The sequence below is a fragment of the Mesorhizobium sp. CA12 genome (assembly GCF_020165255.1).
Classification (GTDB): domain Bacteria; phylum Pseudomonadota; class Alphaproteobacteria; order Rhizobiales; family Rhizobiaceae; genus Mesorhizobium.
On record NZ_JAIUHT010000011.1, the window covers coordinates 84637 to 100633 of the forward strand.

17 protein-coding genes are annotated in these 15997 nt (G+C 63.2%); 7 read left to right on the top strand and 10 right to left on the bottom strand.

Annotated features, from left to right (window positions below; all coding sequences use genetic code 11):
* Positions 1–2: 2 nt before the first annotated feature.
* From LB520_RS19000 to LB520_RS19015, 4 genes are read right to left on the bottom strand one after another with little or no spacing between them, the layout of a single operon-like run.
* Complete coding sequence (locus LB520_RS19000) at positions 3–1103, bottom strand: glycosyltransferase family 4 protein (RefSeq protein ID WP_224638476.1); 1101 nt, start codon at positions 1101–1103, stop codon at positions 3–5.
* Entirely contained in the window at positions 1088–2380 is a 1293-nt protein-coding gene (locus LB520_RS19005; RefSeq protein ID WP_224638477.1) for a TIGR04295 family B12-binding domain-containing radical SAM protein, read from the bottom strand. The genes LB520_RS19000 and LB520_RS19005 overlap by 16 nt, the downstream gene beginning before the upstream one ends.
* Complete coding sequence (locus LB520_RS19010) at positions 2377–3450, bottom strand: NAD-dependent epimerase/dehydratase family protein (protein WP_224638478.1); 1074 nt, start codon at positions 3448–3450, stop codon at positions 2377–2379. The genes LB520_RS19005 and LB520_RS19010 overlap by 4 nt, the downstream gene beginning before the upstream one ends.
* On the bottom strand, positions 3447–4553 hold the full coding sequence (locus LB520_RS19015; RefSeq protein WP_224638479.1) for an NAD-dependent epimerase/dehydratase family protein: 1107 nt from the start codon (positions 4551–4553) through the stop codon (positions 3447–3449). The genes LB520_RS19010 and LB520_RS19015 overlap by 4 nt, the downstream gene beginning before the upstream one ends.
* A gap of 189 nt (positions 4554–4742) precedes the next feature.
* On the opposite strand from LB520_RS19015, the gene LB520_RS19020 reads away from it, so the two are divergent.
* Positions 4743–5015 (top strand): hypothetical protein, encoded by a 273-nt coding sequence (locus LB520_RS19020; RefSeq protein WP_140833344.1) that lies wholly within the window; start codon positions 4743–4745, stop codon positions 5013–5015.
* Between the two features lie 227 nt (positions 5016–5242).
* Positions 5243–5449, top strand: a complete 207-nt coding sequence (locus tag LB520_RS19025; protein ID WP_095768905.1) for a hypothetical protein — start codon at positions 5243–5245, stop codon at positions 5447–5449.
* Positions 5450–5692: 243 nt separating this feature from the next.
* Here the strand turns inward: LB520_RS19025 and LB520_RS19030 are convergent, their stop codons facing one another.
* On the bottom strand, positions 5693–6016 hold the full coding sequence (locus LB520_RS19030; protein WP_140542275.1) for a hypothetical protein: 324 nt from the start codon (positions 6014–6016) through the stop codon (positions 5693–5695).
* A gap of 208 nt (positions 6017–6224) precedes the next feature.
* Here LB520_RS19030 and LB520_RS19035 point away from each other — a divergent pair, with 208 nt between their 5' ends.
* Both LB520_RS19035 and LB520_RS19040 read left to right on the top strand, forming a co-directional pair.
* Positions 6225–6719 carry a DUF6894 family protein gene (locus LB520_RS19035; protein ID WP_224638480.1) on the top strand — a complete coding sequence of 165 codons (495 nt, stop codon included), beginning with the start codon at positions 6225–6227 and terminating at the stop codon, positions 6717–6719.
* 302 nt (positions 6720–7021) lie between these two features.
* Complete coding sequence (locus tag LB520_RS19040; RefSeq protein WP_095768859.1) at positions 7022–7384, top strand: response regulator; 363 nt, start codon at positions 7022–7024, stop codon at positions 7382–7384.
* 11 nt (positions 7385–7395) lie between these two features.
* Here the strand turns inward: LB520_RS19040 and LB520_RS19045 are convergent, their stop codons facing one another.
* The 3 genes from LB520_RS19045 to LB520_RS19055 are packed head-to-tail and all read right to left on the bottom strand — an operon-like array spanning position 7396 to position 12383.
* Complete coding sequence (locus tag LB520_RS19045) at positions 7396–7770, bottom strand: response regulator (RefSeq protein WP_140696581.1); 375 nt, start codon at positions 7768–7770, stop codon at positions 7396–7398.
* A gap of 34 nt (positions 7771–7804) precedes the next feature.
* Positions 7805–11377: a CheR family methyltransferase gene (locus tag LB520_RS19050; RefSeq protein WP_224638481.1), complete on the bottom strand. Its 3573-nt coding sequence runs from the start codon at positions 11375–11377 to the stop codon at positions 7805–7807.
* Positions 11378–11387: 10 nt separating this feature from the next.
* Positions 11388–12383, bottom strand: a complete 996-nt coding sequence (locus LB520_RS19055; protein ID WP_224638482.1) for a chemotaxis protein CheB — start codon at positions 12381–12383, stop codon at positions 11388–11390.
* A gap of 328 nt (positions 12384–12711) precedes the next feature.
* Between LB520_RS19055 and LB520_RS19060 the strand changes: the two genes are divergently transcribed.
* Positions 12712–13143, top strand: coding sequence for a hypothetical protein (locus tag LB520_RS19060; protein WP_224629475.1), 432 nt, complete (start codon positions 12712–12714; stop codon positions 13141–13143).
* Positions 13144–13195: 52 nt separating this feature from the next.
* Here the strand turns inward: LB520_RS19060 and LB520_RS19065 are convergent, their stop codons facing one another.
* Positions 13196–13771, bottom strand: coding sequence for a response regulator (locus tag LB520_RS19065; RefSeq protein ID WP_224527718.1), 576 nt, complete (start codon positions 13769–13771; stop codon positions 13196–13198).
* A gap of 481 nt (positions 13772–14252) precedes the next feature.
* Here LB520_RS19065 and LB520_RS19070 point away from each other — a divergent pair, with 481 nt between their 5' ends.
* Positions 14253–14840, top strand: coding sequence for a diguanylate cyclase (locus tag LB520_RS19070; protein WP_224638483.1), 588 nt, complete (start codon positions 14253–14255; stop codon positions 14838–14840).
* A gap of 170 nt (positions 14841–15010) precedes the next feature.
* Here the strand turns inward: LB520_RS19070 and LB520_RS19075 are convergent, their stop codons facing one another.
* Positions 15011–15214: a DUF2934 domain-containing protein gene (locus LB520_RS19075; RefSeq protein ID WP_095768854.1), complete on the bottom strand. Its 204-nt coding sequence runs from the start codon at positions 15212–15214 to the stop codon at positions 15011–15013.
* A 150-nt stretch (positions 15215–15364) separates the two neighbouring features.
* Here LB520_RS19075 and LB520_RS19080 point away from each other — a divergent pair, with 150 nt between their 5' ends.
* Positions 15365–15679 carry a hypothetical protein gene (locus LB520_RS19080; protein WP_224544268.1) on the top strand — a complete coding sequence of 105 codons (315 nt, stop codon included), beginning with the start codon at positions 15365–15367 and terminating at the stop codon, positions 15677–15679.
* Positions 15680–15997 lie beyond the last annotated feature (318 nt).

Consider the following 15997-nt stretch of genomic DNA (forward strand, 5'->3'; position numbering starts at 1 on the left):
GGTCAAAGCCCTGCCATGGCCGTCGCCGCCCGATCGTAGACCTCTCGCATCCGCGCCGTCTGGGCGCTGAGCGAGAATTTGCGCGCTCGTCGGGCGGCGCGCTGACCGAAATGGCGCCGCAAGCTTTCGTCATGCGAGAGCCTGGCGATGCAGCCGGCAAGCGCATGGGGATCGCGCGCGTCGAAGAACGTCGCTGCTCCGTCCCAGATCTCGCGGTAGGTCGCGATGTCCGCCAGCACCAGGGGCGTGCCCGCAGAGGCTGCCTCCAGAGCGGCCAGCCCGAAAGGCTCGTAGATGGACGGCGAGACAAACATGCTGGCCCGCGCCATCAATTGCCGAACCTCGCAATGGCTGATCGAGCCGAGCGAGATGCAATTGTCGAAGAACAGGCGCTGTCCGTCCGGGCCTTCCGTTTCGCCTGCGGCGAAAACGGGAGGGCCGCACAAGGCAGCCGCGGCATCGAGCGCCAACCCGTTTTTACCCTCATCCCACCAGCGGGCGGCAGCGAGAACGAAGGACTCGCGATGCGCGCCTGCCGGCCCGGGGAGCGCGCCATTGTGGACGACGCTCAAGCCCGCGATCGGGCCGTAGCAGGCTCCGAGCATGGCGGCATGGCTTCGGCTCGGCGCGACAATGGCTTCGGCGCGGTCGAATCCGGCCCGGTTGCGCTCTCGTTGCCAAGCCCAATCGCCCTCGGGCGCTTGCGCCCGCACTGCATGCAGCCATGTGACCACGCAGGAATGCGATACCGCGACGATCGGACAAGTCAGTTCGAGACCGGCTGCCTGCGCCGGCGCATTGAGGTGTATGAGATTGATTGCATAGTCCGACGCAAGCTCCTGCAATTCGCTGGGCAACCGGTCGAGATCTTTCGTGTCGCGCGTCATCCAATCCGGCGGGCATTTCAGCCAAACCAGCGTGGCGAAGGACCGCGCCTCCCGGGCCTGTTCGGGGGAAGGCTCGGGTCCCAGCCCGGCAAGCACAATGCTGTCGCCGCTGGCCGCCAGCTCTCGCGCCAGATCGAGCGAATAGCGCCAGACTCCGCCGACGGCGTCGGTCGTCATCAGAATGCGCCGCGGACGATGGGTCAGTGATTGCAGCATGAGGACTCCAACTCAGCCAGCGCATGCGGACGCTGGTCCTGGATGTCGCTGAAGGATCGGAAGGAGGCGAGGTAGTGCTCATGCGCTCGCTCCCAGGCAATATCGTCGGGCTCGCCCCAGAGTTCGCGGTAGCTGGGCGAACTCGGATAGGGATAGAGCGGCACGGGCTCGTTCGCCCAAACGCCGTGATCGATGAGGTGCTTGCGCCAATGGTCCACCAGCGCCGGGTCGTCCTCGACCACGCCGATCAGATTGGCCTGAACGAAAGGCACGTGGCGACGGGCATCGACCAAAAGCGCGGCCAGATCCTCCGTGTCGAGCCGGCATCGCTTGGCGAGCATCGCACGGCCCTCGACGGTCAGGCTTTCAAGGCCGGCTTCGATCGAGACGCAGCCGGCCTCGCCGAGCAGCTTGAGCAGATCCGGCTTCCACAGGTCGATGCGGGTCTGGACACCGAACTGGATATCGCGGTCGACCAGCGCTTCCAGCAACGCCTTCTGCGGCAGGAAGATTTCATCGATGAAATAGATGTAGCCGACCCCTTGAGCGATCAAACCGTCGATCTCGGCTATGACGGCATCGTGCTTCCTGCGCCGATACGCATCGCGGAAATCGATCTTGGCACAGAAGCTGCAATTATAGGGGCAGCCGCGCGACGCTTCCACCTCGGCGCCGGCGCCCTTCTGGTGGGCATCGAACCTGTGGTGGTGGTGGCCATGCGCGGCGATCCAGTCGGATGGCCAAGCGAGCGCAGGATGATCGACGAACGGGCTGGCATGGACCCCGCCATTGCACACTGGAAAGTCGTCCTGGAGCCGGGCCGTATGCGCAACCTTGCTCCAGTCGCTATGCCGTGCAAGCTCCGTCACGACCTCCTCGCATTCACCGCGCACGACGACATCGACGCCGAGCTTGCGCAGGGTCGGCGCCGGTGTTGCCGAGCCATGCGGTCCGACCGCCACCGTGCGTCCGCCGCGCCCGGCGAGATGATTGAGGAATTCCGCCGGCACGCGCAGCTCGGGCGGCGCGCAGCGCCAGAACAGATAGGTCGGCGCGGTTGTCACGACGGTCATGTCCGGTCCGAAAGCCGCAACGCTTTCCGCAAGGGCGGCGTTGTCCAGCCCTTGCAGCAAGCCGTCCAGCATCAGCACGTCGTGCCCTTCGGCTTCCAGCATCGCCTTCGAATAGCCGAGCTCAAGCGGCAGATGCGGCTGGCGGCAGCCGAAATAGATGCTGTGCTCGTATGTCCAATGAGGATTGACCAGCGCTACCTTCATGCGACGTACCTCGCGGCTTCGGGGTGCGGTTGGAGCCGATGCCGAAGCAGCCAGCTGGCGAGATCGCTGACGCCTTCGCGCCATGGGACACGCGCCTGCCAGCCGATCGCTGCTTGCAGCTTGCGCGTGTCGGCGACGAAGAAGGGTTGGTCGCCAACGCGCTCGCGGTCGTGGCGAAGCGCGACATCGCTGCCCGTCATGTCGGCGATCTCCGCCAGCAGCACGCGCAGGCTGACCGCATTGCTCGGGCCGCCGCCCAGGTTGAACGCCTGGCCCTTGAGGGCCTCAATCCTGGCCAACACGCCGCGATAGGCGGCTACGGCATCGGACACATGCAGGATGTCGCGCACCTGCCTGCCGTCGCCGTAAACGGTAATCGGCCGGCCGGACAAGACGCTGAGAAGAAAATGCGCGACCCAGCCCTGGTCCTCGGTGCCGAATTGGCGCGGCCCGTAGATGCAGCTCATGCGCAGCACCGCTGTCGGCAGTCCGTAGGATTTGGAATAGTCGAGCACATACTGATCGGCCGCGCCCTTCGAGCAGCCATAGGGCGTGCAGAAATCAAGGCCTACCTTCTCATCGACCCCGCTCGCACGCACCTTCTCGTCGAGCGGCTCGTAGTGATCATCGGCTTGCCGCACCGCGATCTGGGGCAGGCTGCCATAGACCTTGTTGGTGCTGGCGAAGACTACCGGGGCGCCGGTGCTGCGAGCGGTCTCCAGCACGTTGAACGTGCCCTTGAGATTGATGTCGAAATCCTGCGCGGGATCGGTCAGGCTGGTCGTCACGGCGGTCTGGGCGGCGAGGTGAAAGATCGCCTTTGCCGGCGCCAGCGCCGCTGCCAGTGCGCCGGCATCGCGTATGTCGACGATTTTGGCGCTCAGCCGGTCGCCGTGCTTTTGCGCCAGCCAGTCGAGATTCTGCTCGACGCCCGGGCGGCTGAGATTGTCGACGACCAGCACGGCCTCGCCGTCGGATAGCAGGCTGTCGGCCAGGTTGGAGCCGATGAAGCCGCTGCCGCCAATGACGGCTATCGGTGCCTTGCGCGGATGCCGGTGGCCCTGGGTCATGAGACCAATCCCCGCTCTTCCAGCTCGCGCCGCATGTCGGCGCCCCGGTCGATAACGACGCTGTTGCGAACCCATGCCGCGAATTCGCCGAGCGAATCTTCCAGTCGATGCTTCGGCTCAAAGCCGAGCAATTCGCGCGCCTTGGCAATGTCGGCGAAGCAGTTGCGTATGTCGCCGGAGCGCGCCTTGCCGAGAATTTCGGCGGGGCGCTTCGGAACGCCCATGGCCTTGGCAAGCAGCCGGGCCACATCGCTGATCGAATAGGCGCGGCCGCTGCCGATGTTAATGGCGTGGCCGGCTGCCTGGCGTTGCTCCAGCGCCAGGCGGAACGCGGTGGCGACATCGCGCACATGGACGAAATCGCGCTTCTGCTCGCCGTCCTCGAAGATCGTCGGCTGTTTGCCATTGGCGAGGCGCGAAGCGAAATTGGCGAGGACCCCGGTATAGGGATTGGAAAGCGCCTGTCCGGCGCCGAACACGTTGAACAGGCGCAGTGCAACGGCATCGACGCCGTAGGCCTGGCCGAAGATCAGCACCGCGCGTTCCTGCGCATATTTGGTCAGCGCGTAGATCGAGGCGAGATCGGGCCGCTTCTCCTCGTCCGTCGGAAGAGGCGACAGTGGTCGGCCGGTCGCCGATACCAAATCCCAGCGGCCCTCCTTTATATCGGCAGGCTTTCGGCGCGCATTGTCGATCCGCTCGCCGTCCGGAGTCTGATAGAGGCCTTCGCCATAGATGCTCATGGAAGACGCCACGACGATCCGCTCGACCGGATGCTTGATCAATGTCTCCAGCAGCACCGCGGTGCCGAGATCGTTCGCGCCGACATAGCGGGCGATCTCGTACATCGACTGGCCGACGCCAACCTCGGCCGCCAGATGGATCACGGCATCGGCGTCGGAAACCGCTTCGGCGACAGTGTCGCGGTCGCGCACGTCGCCCTTGATCAGTTCCGCCCCCGCAGGGAGGTTGATGGCTTCGGCGCCGTGCACCTGATCGATAAGCGCATCGAGCAGGCGCACCTGATAGCCATGGTCGGTGAGTTCCTGGGCGACGTGGCGGCCGATGAAGCCGCAACCTCCCGTAACCAATACACGTTTCACGATGACTCCCTTGTGGACTTGGCTCCGGCGCCCCGAACTGCGCGGCAAAAGGTTTGTTCCCTGCTTCAACAAAGTTCCCGTCGCAGGAGGTGCCGCAGCTTCGACAGGGAGCCGTTCCACCATCTGGAACATTGCCTTTTGGCTGCCGTTAGGACCGCTCATGGGTCCCCGCTGCAGAAAGGAAAGTCCATGTCCGAGGCCAAGACGACCACCAACCACGACGAAATCCGCAAGTGGGTAGAAGAACGGAATGGCCAGCCGGCTGTCGTTCGCACGAAAGGCAAGGGCGGCATTCTGCGCATCGACTTCGGCGAGCCCGAAGACACGCTCGAGCCAATCGAATGGGACGAATTCTTCCGCATCTTCGACGAGAACGATCTCGCCTTCCTGCATCAGGATAAAGCCGGCAGCGGTGGAACGAGCCGCTTCAACAAGTTCGTCGAGCGCAGCCAGAAAGGTTGAGAGGCCGAAAACCTGGCGCCGTTGGGGGGAGGAGGCCCTATAATGGCGCGCGGCAGGCGGGGTCGGGCTGCCGCATCTATTCCGCGCTGCGCTCAATCGAGCGGCTGTCCGTCGGCCTGGGCGTCGCTCCAAGATCGTAGCCATCCCCGGCGCGGGGTTCCCGAATGGCGTCGGCAGTGGGAACCGCGTGGGCGCTCCGGCTGTTGGATCAGCAAGGAGCAATGACCATGGGACTCTTTTCCGACCTGAACAAGAAGCTGACCGAAAACCTGTACGCCCATGGCAGTTATCTGAGCGATCCGAGCGCCGACCTGCCGCGGCGGGTGGAGGAGACGGTCAACCTTCTAATGCCCTTCGTGCGGCCGGAGGCCCGCGAAACGGTGAAGCTGCAGATCCTCGGCATCATCCACGAGCATATCTATGACGAGGACTGACTGCGGCGATTGCTCGATCCGCCGGAGACGCTAGCCGAGGAACGCTTTCAGCCGTTATCCCGAACGCCGGGATCTGCCTTGCCTTTCGGCGTCGCGGAGCAGCCGCACGATGGCGTCCACCGGAGACGGGTCCGTGGTCGGCTGCGCTTTCCAGCGCCATAGATGACGAAACAAACTTCTCAAGCGCGGCATCGCAATTACCTCCTTGCGCTATCAAACCTGGGACGGGGAACGATGTTCCTTTCATACCTGGCGGAAGATCGCGGCGAGCAGAAACACAACCGCGGCCAGGACGACCAGCGCCACGATCACCAGCACCGGGCCGTTCCTTCGCGGCTGCAGGCCGGGCGCGTTCTCTGGCGGCCGCATCGCGTTGGCAAAGCTTGCCTGGTTGGTGAAGCTCGGTTCGCGCGGCCCTGCCGGCTTGGCGGAAGTCGGGACATCGCCGGCCTCGGCATCCGTCTCCTGCGGCGCCGCCGCAGGGTCGAACCCAGGGGTCTTGTCCTGAGTCCTGCCGGCCTGGATTTCGCCGCGGGCTTCGGCGGGCGTGCGTTGGTTGGGTGACATTCGGCGCCTCCTTTGTTTCCAAACCTGCTTCCCGCCCCGCTGTTCCAACCGCGCCATTAAGACGGATATCGATAAGGCGCTGCCTTGCAGTTCATCGCGAGCGTTGCGGGATGTCGGGCGCTGCTATCCAAGTCGATTCGTGAACTCCGGCGGAACTTTCAGGAGCAGGGGAGCTTTGTATCCTCGACAGGGAGATGAAGAGGCAGGAATGCAAGTTCTCGACACAGCGATACATGCCGGTCCTGGAAACGTGACGATCGAATTTCTCGGCGAGGGCGGGGAAAAGATCGCTGTCACCATGGTTGTGTCCGACCCGTTGCCCGGCGATGCCGCGCTTGTCGATCGCGCCAAAGAGTTGATGATTCAGTGCGCGGCATTCGGCGGCCGGTCTGCGCAAGGCAGCCAGGACAGGTCCGTGGATGCCGTCCGGCCCGCCGTCGAGAGGCCAACCGACGTGGGCCAGGATCTCTATACATTCGAATATCGCGAGGGTGGCAGTTTGAGGCGGCTTGAAGGGGTGGAATTGCCCAATCTCGAAGCTGTTCATGATGAAGCGTTGCGCTCGGCGATCGATCTTCTCGACGATCCGGCTACCGAAGCTCGGCGGGACGGCTGGGCGGTTCGGGTTCGCGGCGGCGACGGCGACGTAATCTTGTCGGTCGATTTCGATGAGGCAAGGCGGGAAAAGGCCGCCGCATTGTGATGGAGGCAAGTCTGTGAAAGATCGGACGATAAAGACCTTTATGCCCCTGCACGCGATTGCCGCCGCACGCGGCGATGGGCTGAGGCCGGAATTTCTTCGCCTGTTCGAGGCCCGCGCGGCCTTGTCAGACCTCGATGTGATCCGGCTCAGCCGGGGCGAGGACGCAGGCCTGGACCAAGCCGGCCCGAATCCTATCGGCAGCCGCGCAGCCGTTTGCGGACGAAACGTCGTGCGCTTCCCGGGCCGGCGGAGTACAACAAGCCGTGTGCCAGGAGGAGGTAAGCGTGTCAGAGGAAATCGTCATGCAAGCGCCCCTGGCACTGATCATTGAAGACGAATATCTGATCGCTTGCGACGTGGCGGATGGCTTAAAAGCGCTCGGCTACGAGGTGGCCTGCGTGGCCTCGGAACGGGCAGCCGCGACCTGGCTGGACGACAACCAGCCCGATCTGGCCATCATCGACATCCAATTGCTCGACGGCCAAAGGGGAACCGCCGCCGCTCGACTCAAGGAGGCGGGTGTGCCTTTCGTCGTGCATTCGGGCTACGATCCGGCCTTCCAGTCGCCTGTCTTCCATGGCGCGCCTTTTCTGCTGAAGCCTGCGCCGATCCGGCATCTGGTCGAGCTTGCGAGCCGGTTGATAGGCGATCGCACCATGTCGTAGGTGAGGCTTTCTCAGTCCGGCGCATCGCTCTTGCGGAACCGCGACACCGCTTCGATCAACAGGTTGTAATCGACTGGCTTCGACAGCTTGGGCTTGTCGCGAAACCGGTCGGGAAAGACGGTGACGCTGTCGTAGCCGGTGAGGAAAATGAAAGGGACACCGCCGAGCGTGAGATGCTCGGCCAGGGGAAAGCTTTGCTCGCCTCGAAGATTCACATCCAGCACGGCTCCGTCCAGAGCAACGCCCTCGATTTGTGCAAGCGCCTGTCTGACCGTGGGTGCCGGGCCGATCACTGTGCATCCTGCTTGGGTCAACTGGTCGGTGAGGTCCTCCGCAAGCATAAACACGTCCTCGACCACAAGGACATTCAAGCCGGACAAGAGCATGTTGTGTCCACTCCTCATCGCTCAGCGGCAAATGTCAGCGACCCGTGCCTGACGCCAGCGGAATTTCTATGTCGCATTCAAGTCCGGAGCGTTCGAACCTCAGATCGACCTTCCCTCCCAGCTCGTACTCCAAACTTTGCTGGATGAAGGTCGTTCCGAAATTCCTCCTTAGCGGCTCTTCGACGACAGGTCCGTCGATTTCCCTCCAGCGGATTGACAGAATGCCCGGTTTGTCGGTGTTCCAGGCTACTTCGACGCGACCGTCCTCTGTCGATAGGGCTCCGTATTTCGCGGCATTGCTGGCAAGCTCGAAGAATACCATGCCGAGTGTCGCGGCCGCGCTCGCGCCCAGCTGCAAAGGGCTTCCGAGGATGATGATATTCTGGCGCTCCTTGCTGCTGTAAGGCGACAGGACTGCCCGCAGCAACTGCTCGAGATCGGCATCCGTCCAGTTGTAGGAAGACAGCACGTCGTGCGTTCGACCCATTGCCTGCAGCCGCTGCTGGAAGGACGTGAAAAAATCGCCCATCGAACTGGATGTGCGAACCATGCGGGACGTCAGCGCGGTGACCGTGGCCAGGATATTCTTCACGCGGTGCTGCAATTCGTGCAGCAGCCTTTCCTGGCTGCGCTCGGCCTCCTTGTGACTGGATATGTCGACCAGCGCCGCAATGGCGCCGCGGACCTTGCCCTTTTCGTCGAACAGCGGGTTGGCCGACATCATAACGTCGATTGCGGTACCGTCCTCATGCTGGATCCTCGCTTCATAGCCCGGAATTGCCCTGCCGGTGCGCATTGTCTTGAGCAGCGGCTGGTCATCGGTGCCTACCTTGGTTCCATTGAAAGTCAGCGGCAGGATCGCGGGCACGGATATCAGCTTGGTGCCGGTAGCGGGCCGACCCAACAGCTCCGCCGCGCGCCGGTTGGCGCGGATCTCCACGCCGGCGCCATCCTCGGCGATGAAGATGCCGATCGGCACGAGATCGAGCAGGGCTCCCAGGCTTTCGCCGCGGTTGCGCAGGTCATGCGAGAGCGCGCCGATCCTTTTCTCGGCCTGCGTGATCTGGGTGATGTCGACGAAGGTGACGACGACGCCCGCTATGATATTGTCGACTGTCCGGTAGGGCAGCACCCTCATGATATAGCTCTGGCCGTTGTCCATGCCCTCGACCTGCCGCTCGATCGTGCCAAGCCTTTGCAGCACCTGTTCCATGTCGGCCTGCAAGCCGTCGGCAGTGAAGCGCGGACGGACATGCGCCAGCGGCCGTCCGACATCGCTTTCCACCAGCCGGAACAGGTCGCGCGCGGTCGGCGTGAAGTTCTTGATGCAGAGGTCGCGGTCGAGGAAGATGGTGGCGATTTGCGTGCTTTCGAGCAGGTTCGCCATGTCGTTGTTGGCGCGGGTGAGCTCGTCGACGCGCAGACTGAGCTCGGCATTGACGGTGTGCAACTCCTCGTTGATCGACTGGAGCTCCTCTTTCGAGGTCTCCAATTCCTCGTTGGACGACTGCAGCTCCTCGTTGATCGAGGAAAGCTCCTCGTTCGAGGATTTCAGCTCCTCATTGGAGGATTCGAGCTCCTCCGTCGTGATCTGCAGACGCTCCTTGGTTTCCCTCAGCTCCCTTTCGAGCTGACTGACATTGGCGCTTTCGACGTCGTCGGTTGTGTGGACGGCCTCGTCCTCGGCTTCCGGCTTGATCCCGCCGACATCCCGGAAGACCAGCATAAAGAGCGGGTCGGAAGAACCATCGCCCGGAAGCGGCTGCACAGCCAGGCTGATCGTCTGACGCCCGCCATTGGTGCCGATGCTGATCTTGTTCTGGACCGCCACCTGTCCGGTGCTTACGGCCTTGTGGAGCGCGGCCCTCAGATCCATGCGCAACCCGCGACGCGCCATGGAGAAGACGTTGTGGCTGGGGGCGCCGGCAGCGAGCTCCAGATATTTGCCCGTGCCGCCTGAGCTGTGCATCATCTCGCCGGCGGCATTGACGATCACGTAGGCCGGCGAATAGCGCTCGACGAGCAAACGCTCCGCGATTTCCTGCAGGGTTCCGGCCGTTGCCCGCCGGCGCGCACTTGGATCCGTCGATCTCGCCGCTGTAACAAGCGGGAATTCCGGCAACCGATGTGCCGTGGCCCCGTTGCGCCTCTGGAAGATGCGGCTTGTCTTATCCACCGTCGAGAACAGCTGTGGATGGCGCGTGACGTTCTCCGAGGAACCGAGAAGAAGATAGCCGTTGTTGCGCAAGGCGTAGTGAAAGATCGGGACGATCTTTTCCTGCAGTTCCGGGCCCATATAGATCAAAAGGTTGCGGCACGCGATCAGGTCGAGCTTTGAAAAGGGCGGATCGCGCAAGAGATTGTGCACTGAGAACAGGCAGATCTCCCGCAGGTCGGCGGAAATGCGGTACGTACCGTCCTCGCGCGAGAAGAACTCCTTCAGCCGCTTCGGCGTTATGTCCGGCGCGATCGTCGCCGAGTAGCGGCCGGCGCGCGCTACTTCCAGCGCGCGCTCGTCGATGTCGGTGGCGAAGATCTGTAGGTTAGGCGAGGCGGCGCCGCGCGGCGCGTTCTCCTTCAAGAGCATGGCGATCGAATAGGCTTCCTCGCCTGTGGCGCAGCCCGGCACCCATACCCTGATCGTCTCGCTGGGTTTGCGGTTCTCGAACAGCCGGGGAATGACCACACGCTCGAGAGCGTCGAAAGCCTGCGGGTCGCGGAAGAAGCTGGTGACGCCGATCAGCAGGTCCTGGAACAAAAGATCAACCTGCTGCGGGTCCTCGCGTAGCCGCTGGTAGAAGACGGTGGGATCGTCGATCTGCAGCACCAGCATGCGGCGCTGGATGCGCCGCAAAATGGTGTTGTCCTTATAGCCGCTGAAATCATGTCCTGTGCGCGAGCGAAGCAGGGCGGCGATGCGCGAAAGCTGTTCGGTCACTTCGCGCTTGCGCCGGTCCCGCTCGGTTTCGGTGCGGCTCGCGTGGGTGAAATAGCTGACCAGCTTGCCGGCCATCTCCTCAGCCGGAAGCACCATGTCGACCAGGCCGCTCTGGACGGCGCTGCGCATCATGCCGTCATATTCGGCGCTCTCTTGCGCAAGCGTCAGCCCGCCGCGCTCCTTGATGGCCCTCAAGCCGACGGTGCCGTCACTGCCGGTTCCGGAAAGAATGATCCCGGCGGCGTTCTCGGCCTGCTCCTGCGCAAGCGAGATGAAGAAATCGTCGATCGGCGCCCGTCTGTCGCGCGCGGCCGCGATCTTGACCAAGTGAAAGCGCCGCTCTTCAATCCTCACCGAAACACCTGGCGGGATCACGTAGATGTTGTCGGGTTTGACCTCTACGCTTTCGGCAACTGTTTGCGTTGCGATCGCGGTTGAGCGCTGGACGATGCTGGCAAGCGCACTTTCATGCTCGGCGTCGAGATGCTGGATGACGACATAGGCGAAGCCGCTGTCGGCGGGCACTTCGGGAAAAAAGCTCCGCAATGCCGCGATGCCACCCGCCGATGCGCCGATGCCGACAATGGGGAAGGACGCCGGCTGCTTTTCGTCGTCGCGCGAACTAACCCTTGCCTTGTGAGTACTTGCCTTCCGCGCTGACTTCGCCATTGCCCCTTACCTAAACCCGCCTGCTTCCGAGGATGCGTTCGATCACAGCGGCATCCGCCTCATATTCCTTCGCCCGCCTGCCCATTTCGGCGGCGAGTCCGGAGCGGCGCTTCGCCCGCTCCCGCTCTGCCATACGCCTGGCAAACGCCGCCCGCTGCTGATGCGAGCGGAGCAGGCTCCACAGGATCTCTTCGGCCTCCACCGCCTGCATCTCCATCACCGCGTCGGTGGTGAAGGCATGCCCGGTATGGCACCGATAGCGCAGCATGTCACCGTCTTCGATCTCCCACAACGGCCCGTGACATTCCGGGCATGTGAACACCGACAATTCGCCAAGTCGATCCGCTTCCTGCATCGTCGAATGCTCCTGCGCGGCAATGGCCGCTTCCAATCTAACCGCCGGCGGGGGAGGAAAGGATTCTCCGGCCGGCTCGACCGCAAGTTTTGCCAGCAAAGGGCCGAGCTCGGCAGCGGGCAGGCAGTGGTCGACCTCGACATAGCGCAGCGCGCTTTCAATCATTGCCGGCACCAGCGCGTCCTTGGGGTGCTGGACGACTGCCAGCCCGCCGACTGATTTGACGGCCCTCAACCCGGCGGTGCCGTCAGAAAGCGCGCCCGACAGCAGAACCCCGATGACGCTCGCGCCGTAGCTCAGCGCCGCCGAGCGGAACAAGGGGTCGATGGCCGGCCGGGCAAGATTCTCGCGCGGGCCGCGCCGCAGCATCATATGATCATCGTGAAGGAGAAGATGGAACCCGGGCGGCGCGACATAGATGCAGCCGGTCCTGAACTCTTCGCCGTTCGTTGCCGGCTGCGTTTTGAGCGTGCCCGCGCGGTCCAGGATCTCCGGCAGGCAGCTGACCTGGCCGATATGCAACACGACAAAGATGGCCGCCGGCAGATCGGCCGGAAGGTTGGCGACGATCTGCTTCAACGGCTCGATTCCGCCGGCCGACGCGCCGATGACGATGATGTTATGGTTGGATAGACCTTTGGAACGGGCCATTCCGCTACGAGCCTCCAAACTGGGCTGTAAGAAGTGTTCCGTTGGGGTGACGGCATCATCGCGGTTCAGCGACAGGTCAGATGTTTAACCCTGCAACCTGCACGAAGTTCCGTTCGCTGCCGGCCCAGGCTCGTCGCGAAGGATGGCGGGAACATAGGGGATGACTGGCAGTTGGGGTTCGCCTCAGACGCCATGCCAGGCGTTTGTCGAAGATCGGTGGGCAACACCTGATCGGTCTGCGCCTGTCCCTTGCAAGCGCGGGCTTCAGGCCCGGCAGGCCTGCCGCGCCGCTGTACAGATGTCGCCGCCAAAACCACAGGAGACAGCAATGAAGCATCAAACCTCATATGAACTTCAATCGGTGGCGGTCGTCGACCGGCTTGGATTGATCCCCCTTGCCACGAGAACGCAGCGGATCGAGCGGTGGGCGGAACTGCTGGACCGCAATCCGCTTCGGTGTCTCTCCGCGCTGACGGGCACTGAATATGTCGATCCCGAGGTTCGCGAAAAGGTGCGGGCGGACGGATCGCCGCTCGCGGTTGCTTTCGATGATCCGTTGCTGCGCGCGGCCGGTTTGCAGTCCGACACCTACGGCGAGGCGAAGCGCTTTTTCGAATTGTCCGATTGGCAATTGCATGACGTCGTGTGCAGCTGCCATGCCGGCGCGACGATGCAGGCCAGCTGGGCTGCCGCGCGGGTCCGTCGGATCATAAAAGGCAACCGGATCATTGCCTGGCTCAGAAGCCGCCTGACGCATTGAGAATGCTGGTCGCCAGGCGAGCGCAGGTCGCCGGCGGCTCGGCTGCTTGCGATTAGTGCAGCAGACAAGCTCCGCGCAGCCGCGCTATCTTGCGCATGATGGTGTTCAGCCAGTCGGCGATCGATGACCCGGCGGGCCTTTTGTCGATATCTTCAAGCGCCTGCTCCAAAGTGTGCTCGACAAGGCGGTCGGAAGCGCCGGCATCGTCCAGCAGCAGACGCGCGGTGAGCCGGAGCTTGGGGAGCAGCGCAACGACGTCCTCCGCCGCGGGCGCCGGCTGCGCGACGGTCACCGGCTCCGCAAAGGGTTCCGGCGGGAACAGCGCATCGACCACGACGGCGCCGTTCGACGACTTGCTCAGGCTGCTCGCGAAACGCAAACGCTCGGGGATGGCGATCTCGTCATAACCGCTGAAGAAGACGAAGGGCACGTTGCGCCGCATCAATTCGTCCGCGACCGGGAAGACGAGGCGACCATGCAGGTTGACATCCAGAATCGCTGCGTCCGCCGCTTTTGCATGTCGCCCGGCCTGCTCCACTGTCGCTGCCGGTCCGAGGATGATAGCGCCCATCCCAGCGAAGAAGGTCGCCAGATCGCTGGCCAGCAGCCACTCGTCCTCCGCGATCAAGAGGTGAAGTCCCCTGAGGTTTCGCACACGAAGCTCCTTAGTTCATATTCTGAAATTCATGTTTTGACGTTGGTGAGATCTCAGTGGTCGCGTCGCAACCGACGCGTGTATTCATGAGGTCGCAGGAAAGCCAACTGGTAGAACGCGGCGATGGGTGAACCGTTCCGGCGGTTCGCCGCGCCGGATCTGACAGCTATGGAACCATTCCGCCGGCCGGCGGTTCGACACCAGGCGGGAGTCGGCCGGGAACGAGGACCCATGACGCCGCAGGGCGAAGCTTCCAGGGAAGACAGCGAGCGCCAAGATACCGACCGTATCCGCGACCTTGCGGAAAGAACGAGAATTCCAAGCGGGTTGGCGCTGGCGCTGATCCTGAAATACGGCAACGAGCCGAACGTGCTCGATCGCGAGGCTGCAAAGTTCAGGCGCGACGCGAAGAACGGCGGCAGACAGGGAGCTGCGGCGTGTTGTGGCCGATCCCATGGTCCTCATCCTGATGTACTTCATCCTGCCGGTCTGGCTGGTTGCGGGCTTTGCCGACTGGCTCTGCCATCGCGCCACCCATATCGAATCGACGACCGGTGCGAAGGAATCGCTCATTCACTTGCTGATGTTCGCCGAGGTTGGAATCCCGCTGCTTGCGGCAATGTTCCTGGAGGTAAACGCCCTGGTCATCGCCGTGATGATCGTCACCTTCTTCATTCACGAAGCGACGGCGATATGGGACGTCCGCTATGCGATCACGGCTCGCACGGTGAGTCCCGTCGAGCAGCACGTGCACAGCTTTCTGGAAATGATTCCGCTGATGGGGCTGGTCATAGTGGTGGCGCTGCATTGGGGCCAATTCCTGGCGCTGTTCGGCGCCGGAACGGAAAAGGCTCGCTTCGATTTGACCTGGAAAGAACAGCAACTGCCGGTGATATACATTGCCGTCGTGATGATCGTGATCGTGCTGTTCGAGCTGCTGCCCTATGTGGAAGAGTTCTTCAGAGGCCTGCGCGCCAACTCAGGCCGGTTGGTGCCTGACAAGGCGAGGCGGCATGAGCCCGGCGATACGGCGACGCGCTGAGGCTGGCTGATCCTCTCAGCCATTCTGGTCGATAGCGTGCGGCGAGGGCTGCTGGGCGCCACCGCTCGGGCGCCCGCCGTTTTGGTCAGCCCAGACCCAAACGGCGACCAGAACGATCACCAGAATGCCGAGCGCAATTAGGATACGACGCATCCCCGGGCCGACCTGCTTCAGCCGCCTGGCCGGTTGGCGGCCGGATCAGAGCCGGCGCCAACCGCGGGATCGGGTGCCACCGGACCGCGCTCGACTTCCGAACCTTCCGACTCGATCTCCTGCACGGCTTGATCCCAGTGTTCCTGTTGGCGGCCCTCGGGGCGGCCTTCACGCTCCCAGATCTCATGGGCGCGTTGCCTGATGCGTTCTTCCCTGTCCATGCCTGGCTCCTCTCGCACGGCTGAACTGCATTGTCTGCGCCTAATCGGATGCCTGGAGGTTTGTTCCACCGGACTTGAAACGGACTGCCCGGCAGTTGGGAACGCCGCTCTCGCGCCGGTGTTATCTTTCATCCAACCGGAGATAGAGTCATGAAGAACAGTCAGAACCGTCGCGAGACCGGCGCCACGAAATATCCCGCCAATACCGATCCGGATCCGAGCGACGAATTTTCCCAGGACGCCGCCGGCAATGAAAGGCCCCTTGTCGATCCGGGCCTCAGCCGCAAGCAGGGCGAGGTCGAGGACAAGACCCGTCAATCTGAGGGCCGCAATCCGCCGCGACAGCCGACGCCAAGCACGGCGACGGAAAAGAGCTCAGGGGCAGGTCCCGCTGTCGCGGAGCATTCCAAGGACGCCAAGGCGCCCAGGAGCGGCCGTCAACCCGGCGCGTATGTAAAGGAATGAACGGCGGCGCGCCCCCTGGAACATAGCTTTGAATTCTAAGTTCGGTAGCAATCGTCTCCGCCGGTTCCGGCATCGAGGCGGCGAGTAGCCAGGCTCCGAGACCATCCGGTTGCTGTAAAACGGCGGACCGACGATGAACAGAAAAGCCCCAAGCATACATTTCCGGAAACGAGCGGGCGCGATGACATGTCGCCCGCCTGTTCAGCGCCGAACGACGGCTTGGCTGGTTTTGCCGGCAAGCCTCTTGGCAGGTTCTCTTTGTGCCCCGGCATCGGCGCACCAGGCGCCGGCGGGCTGGCAGTACGATCCTTCCTGCTG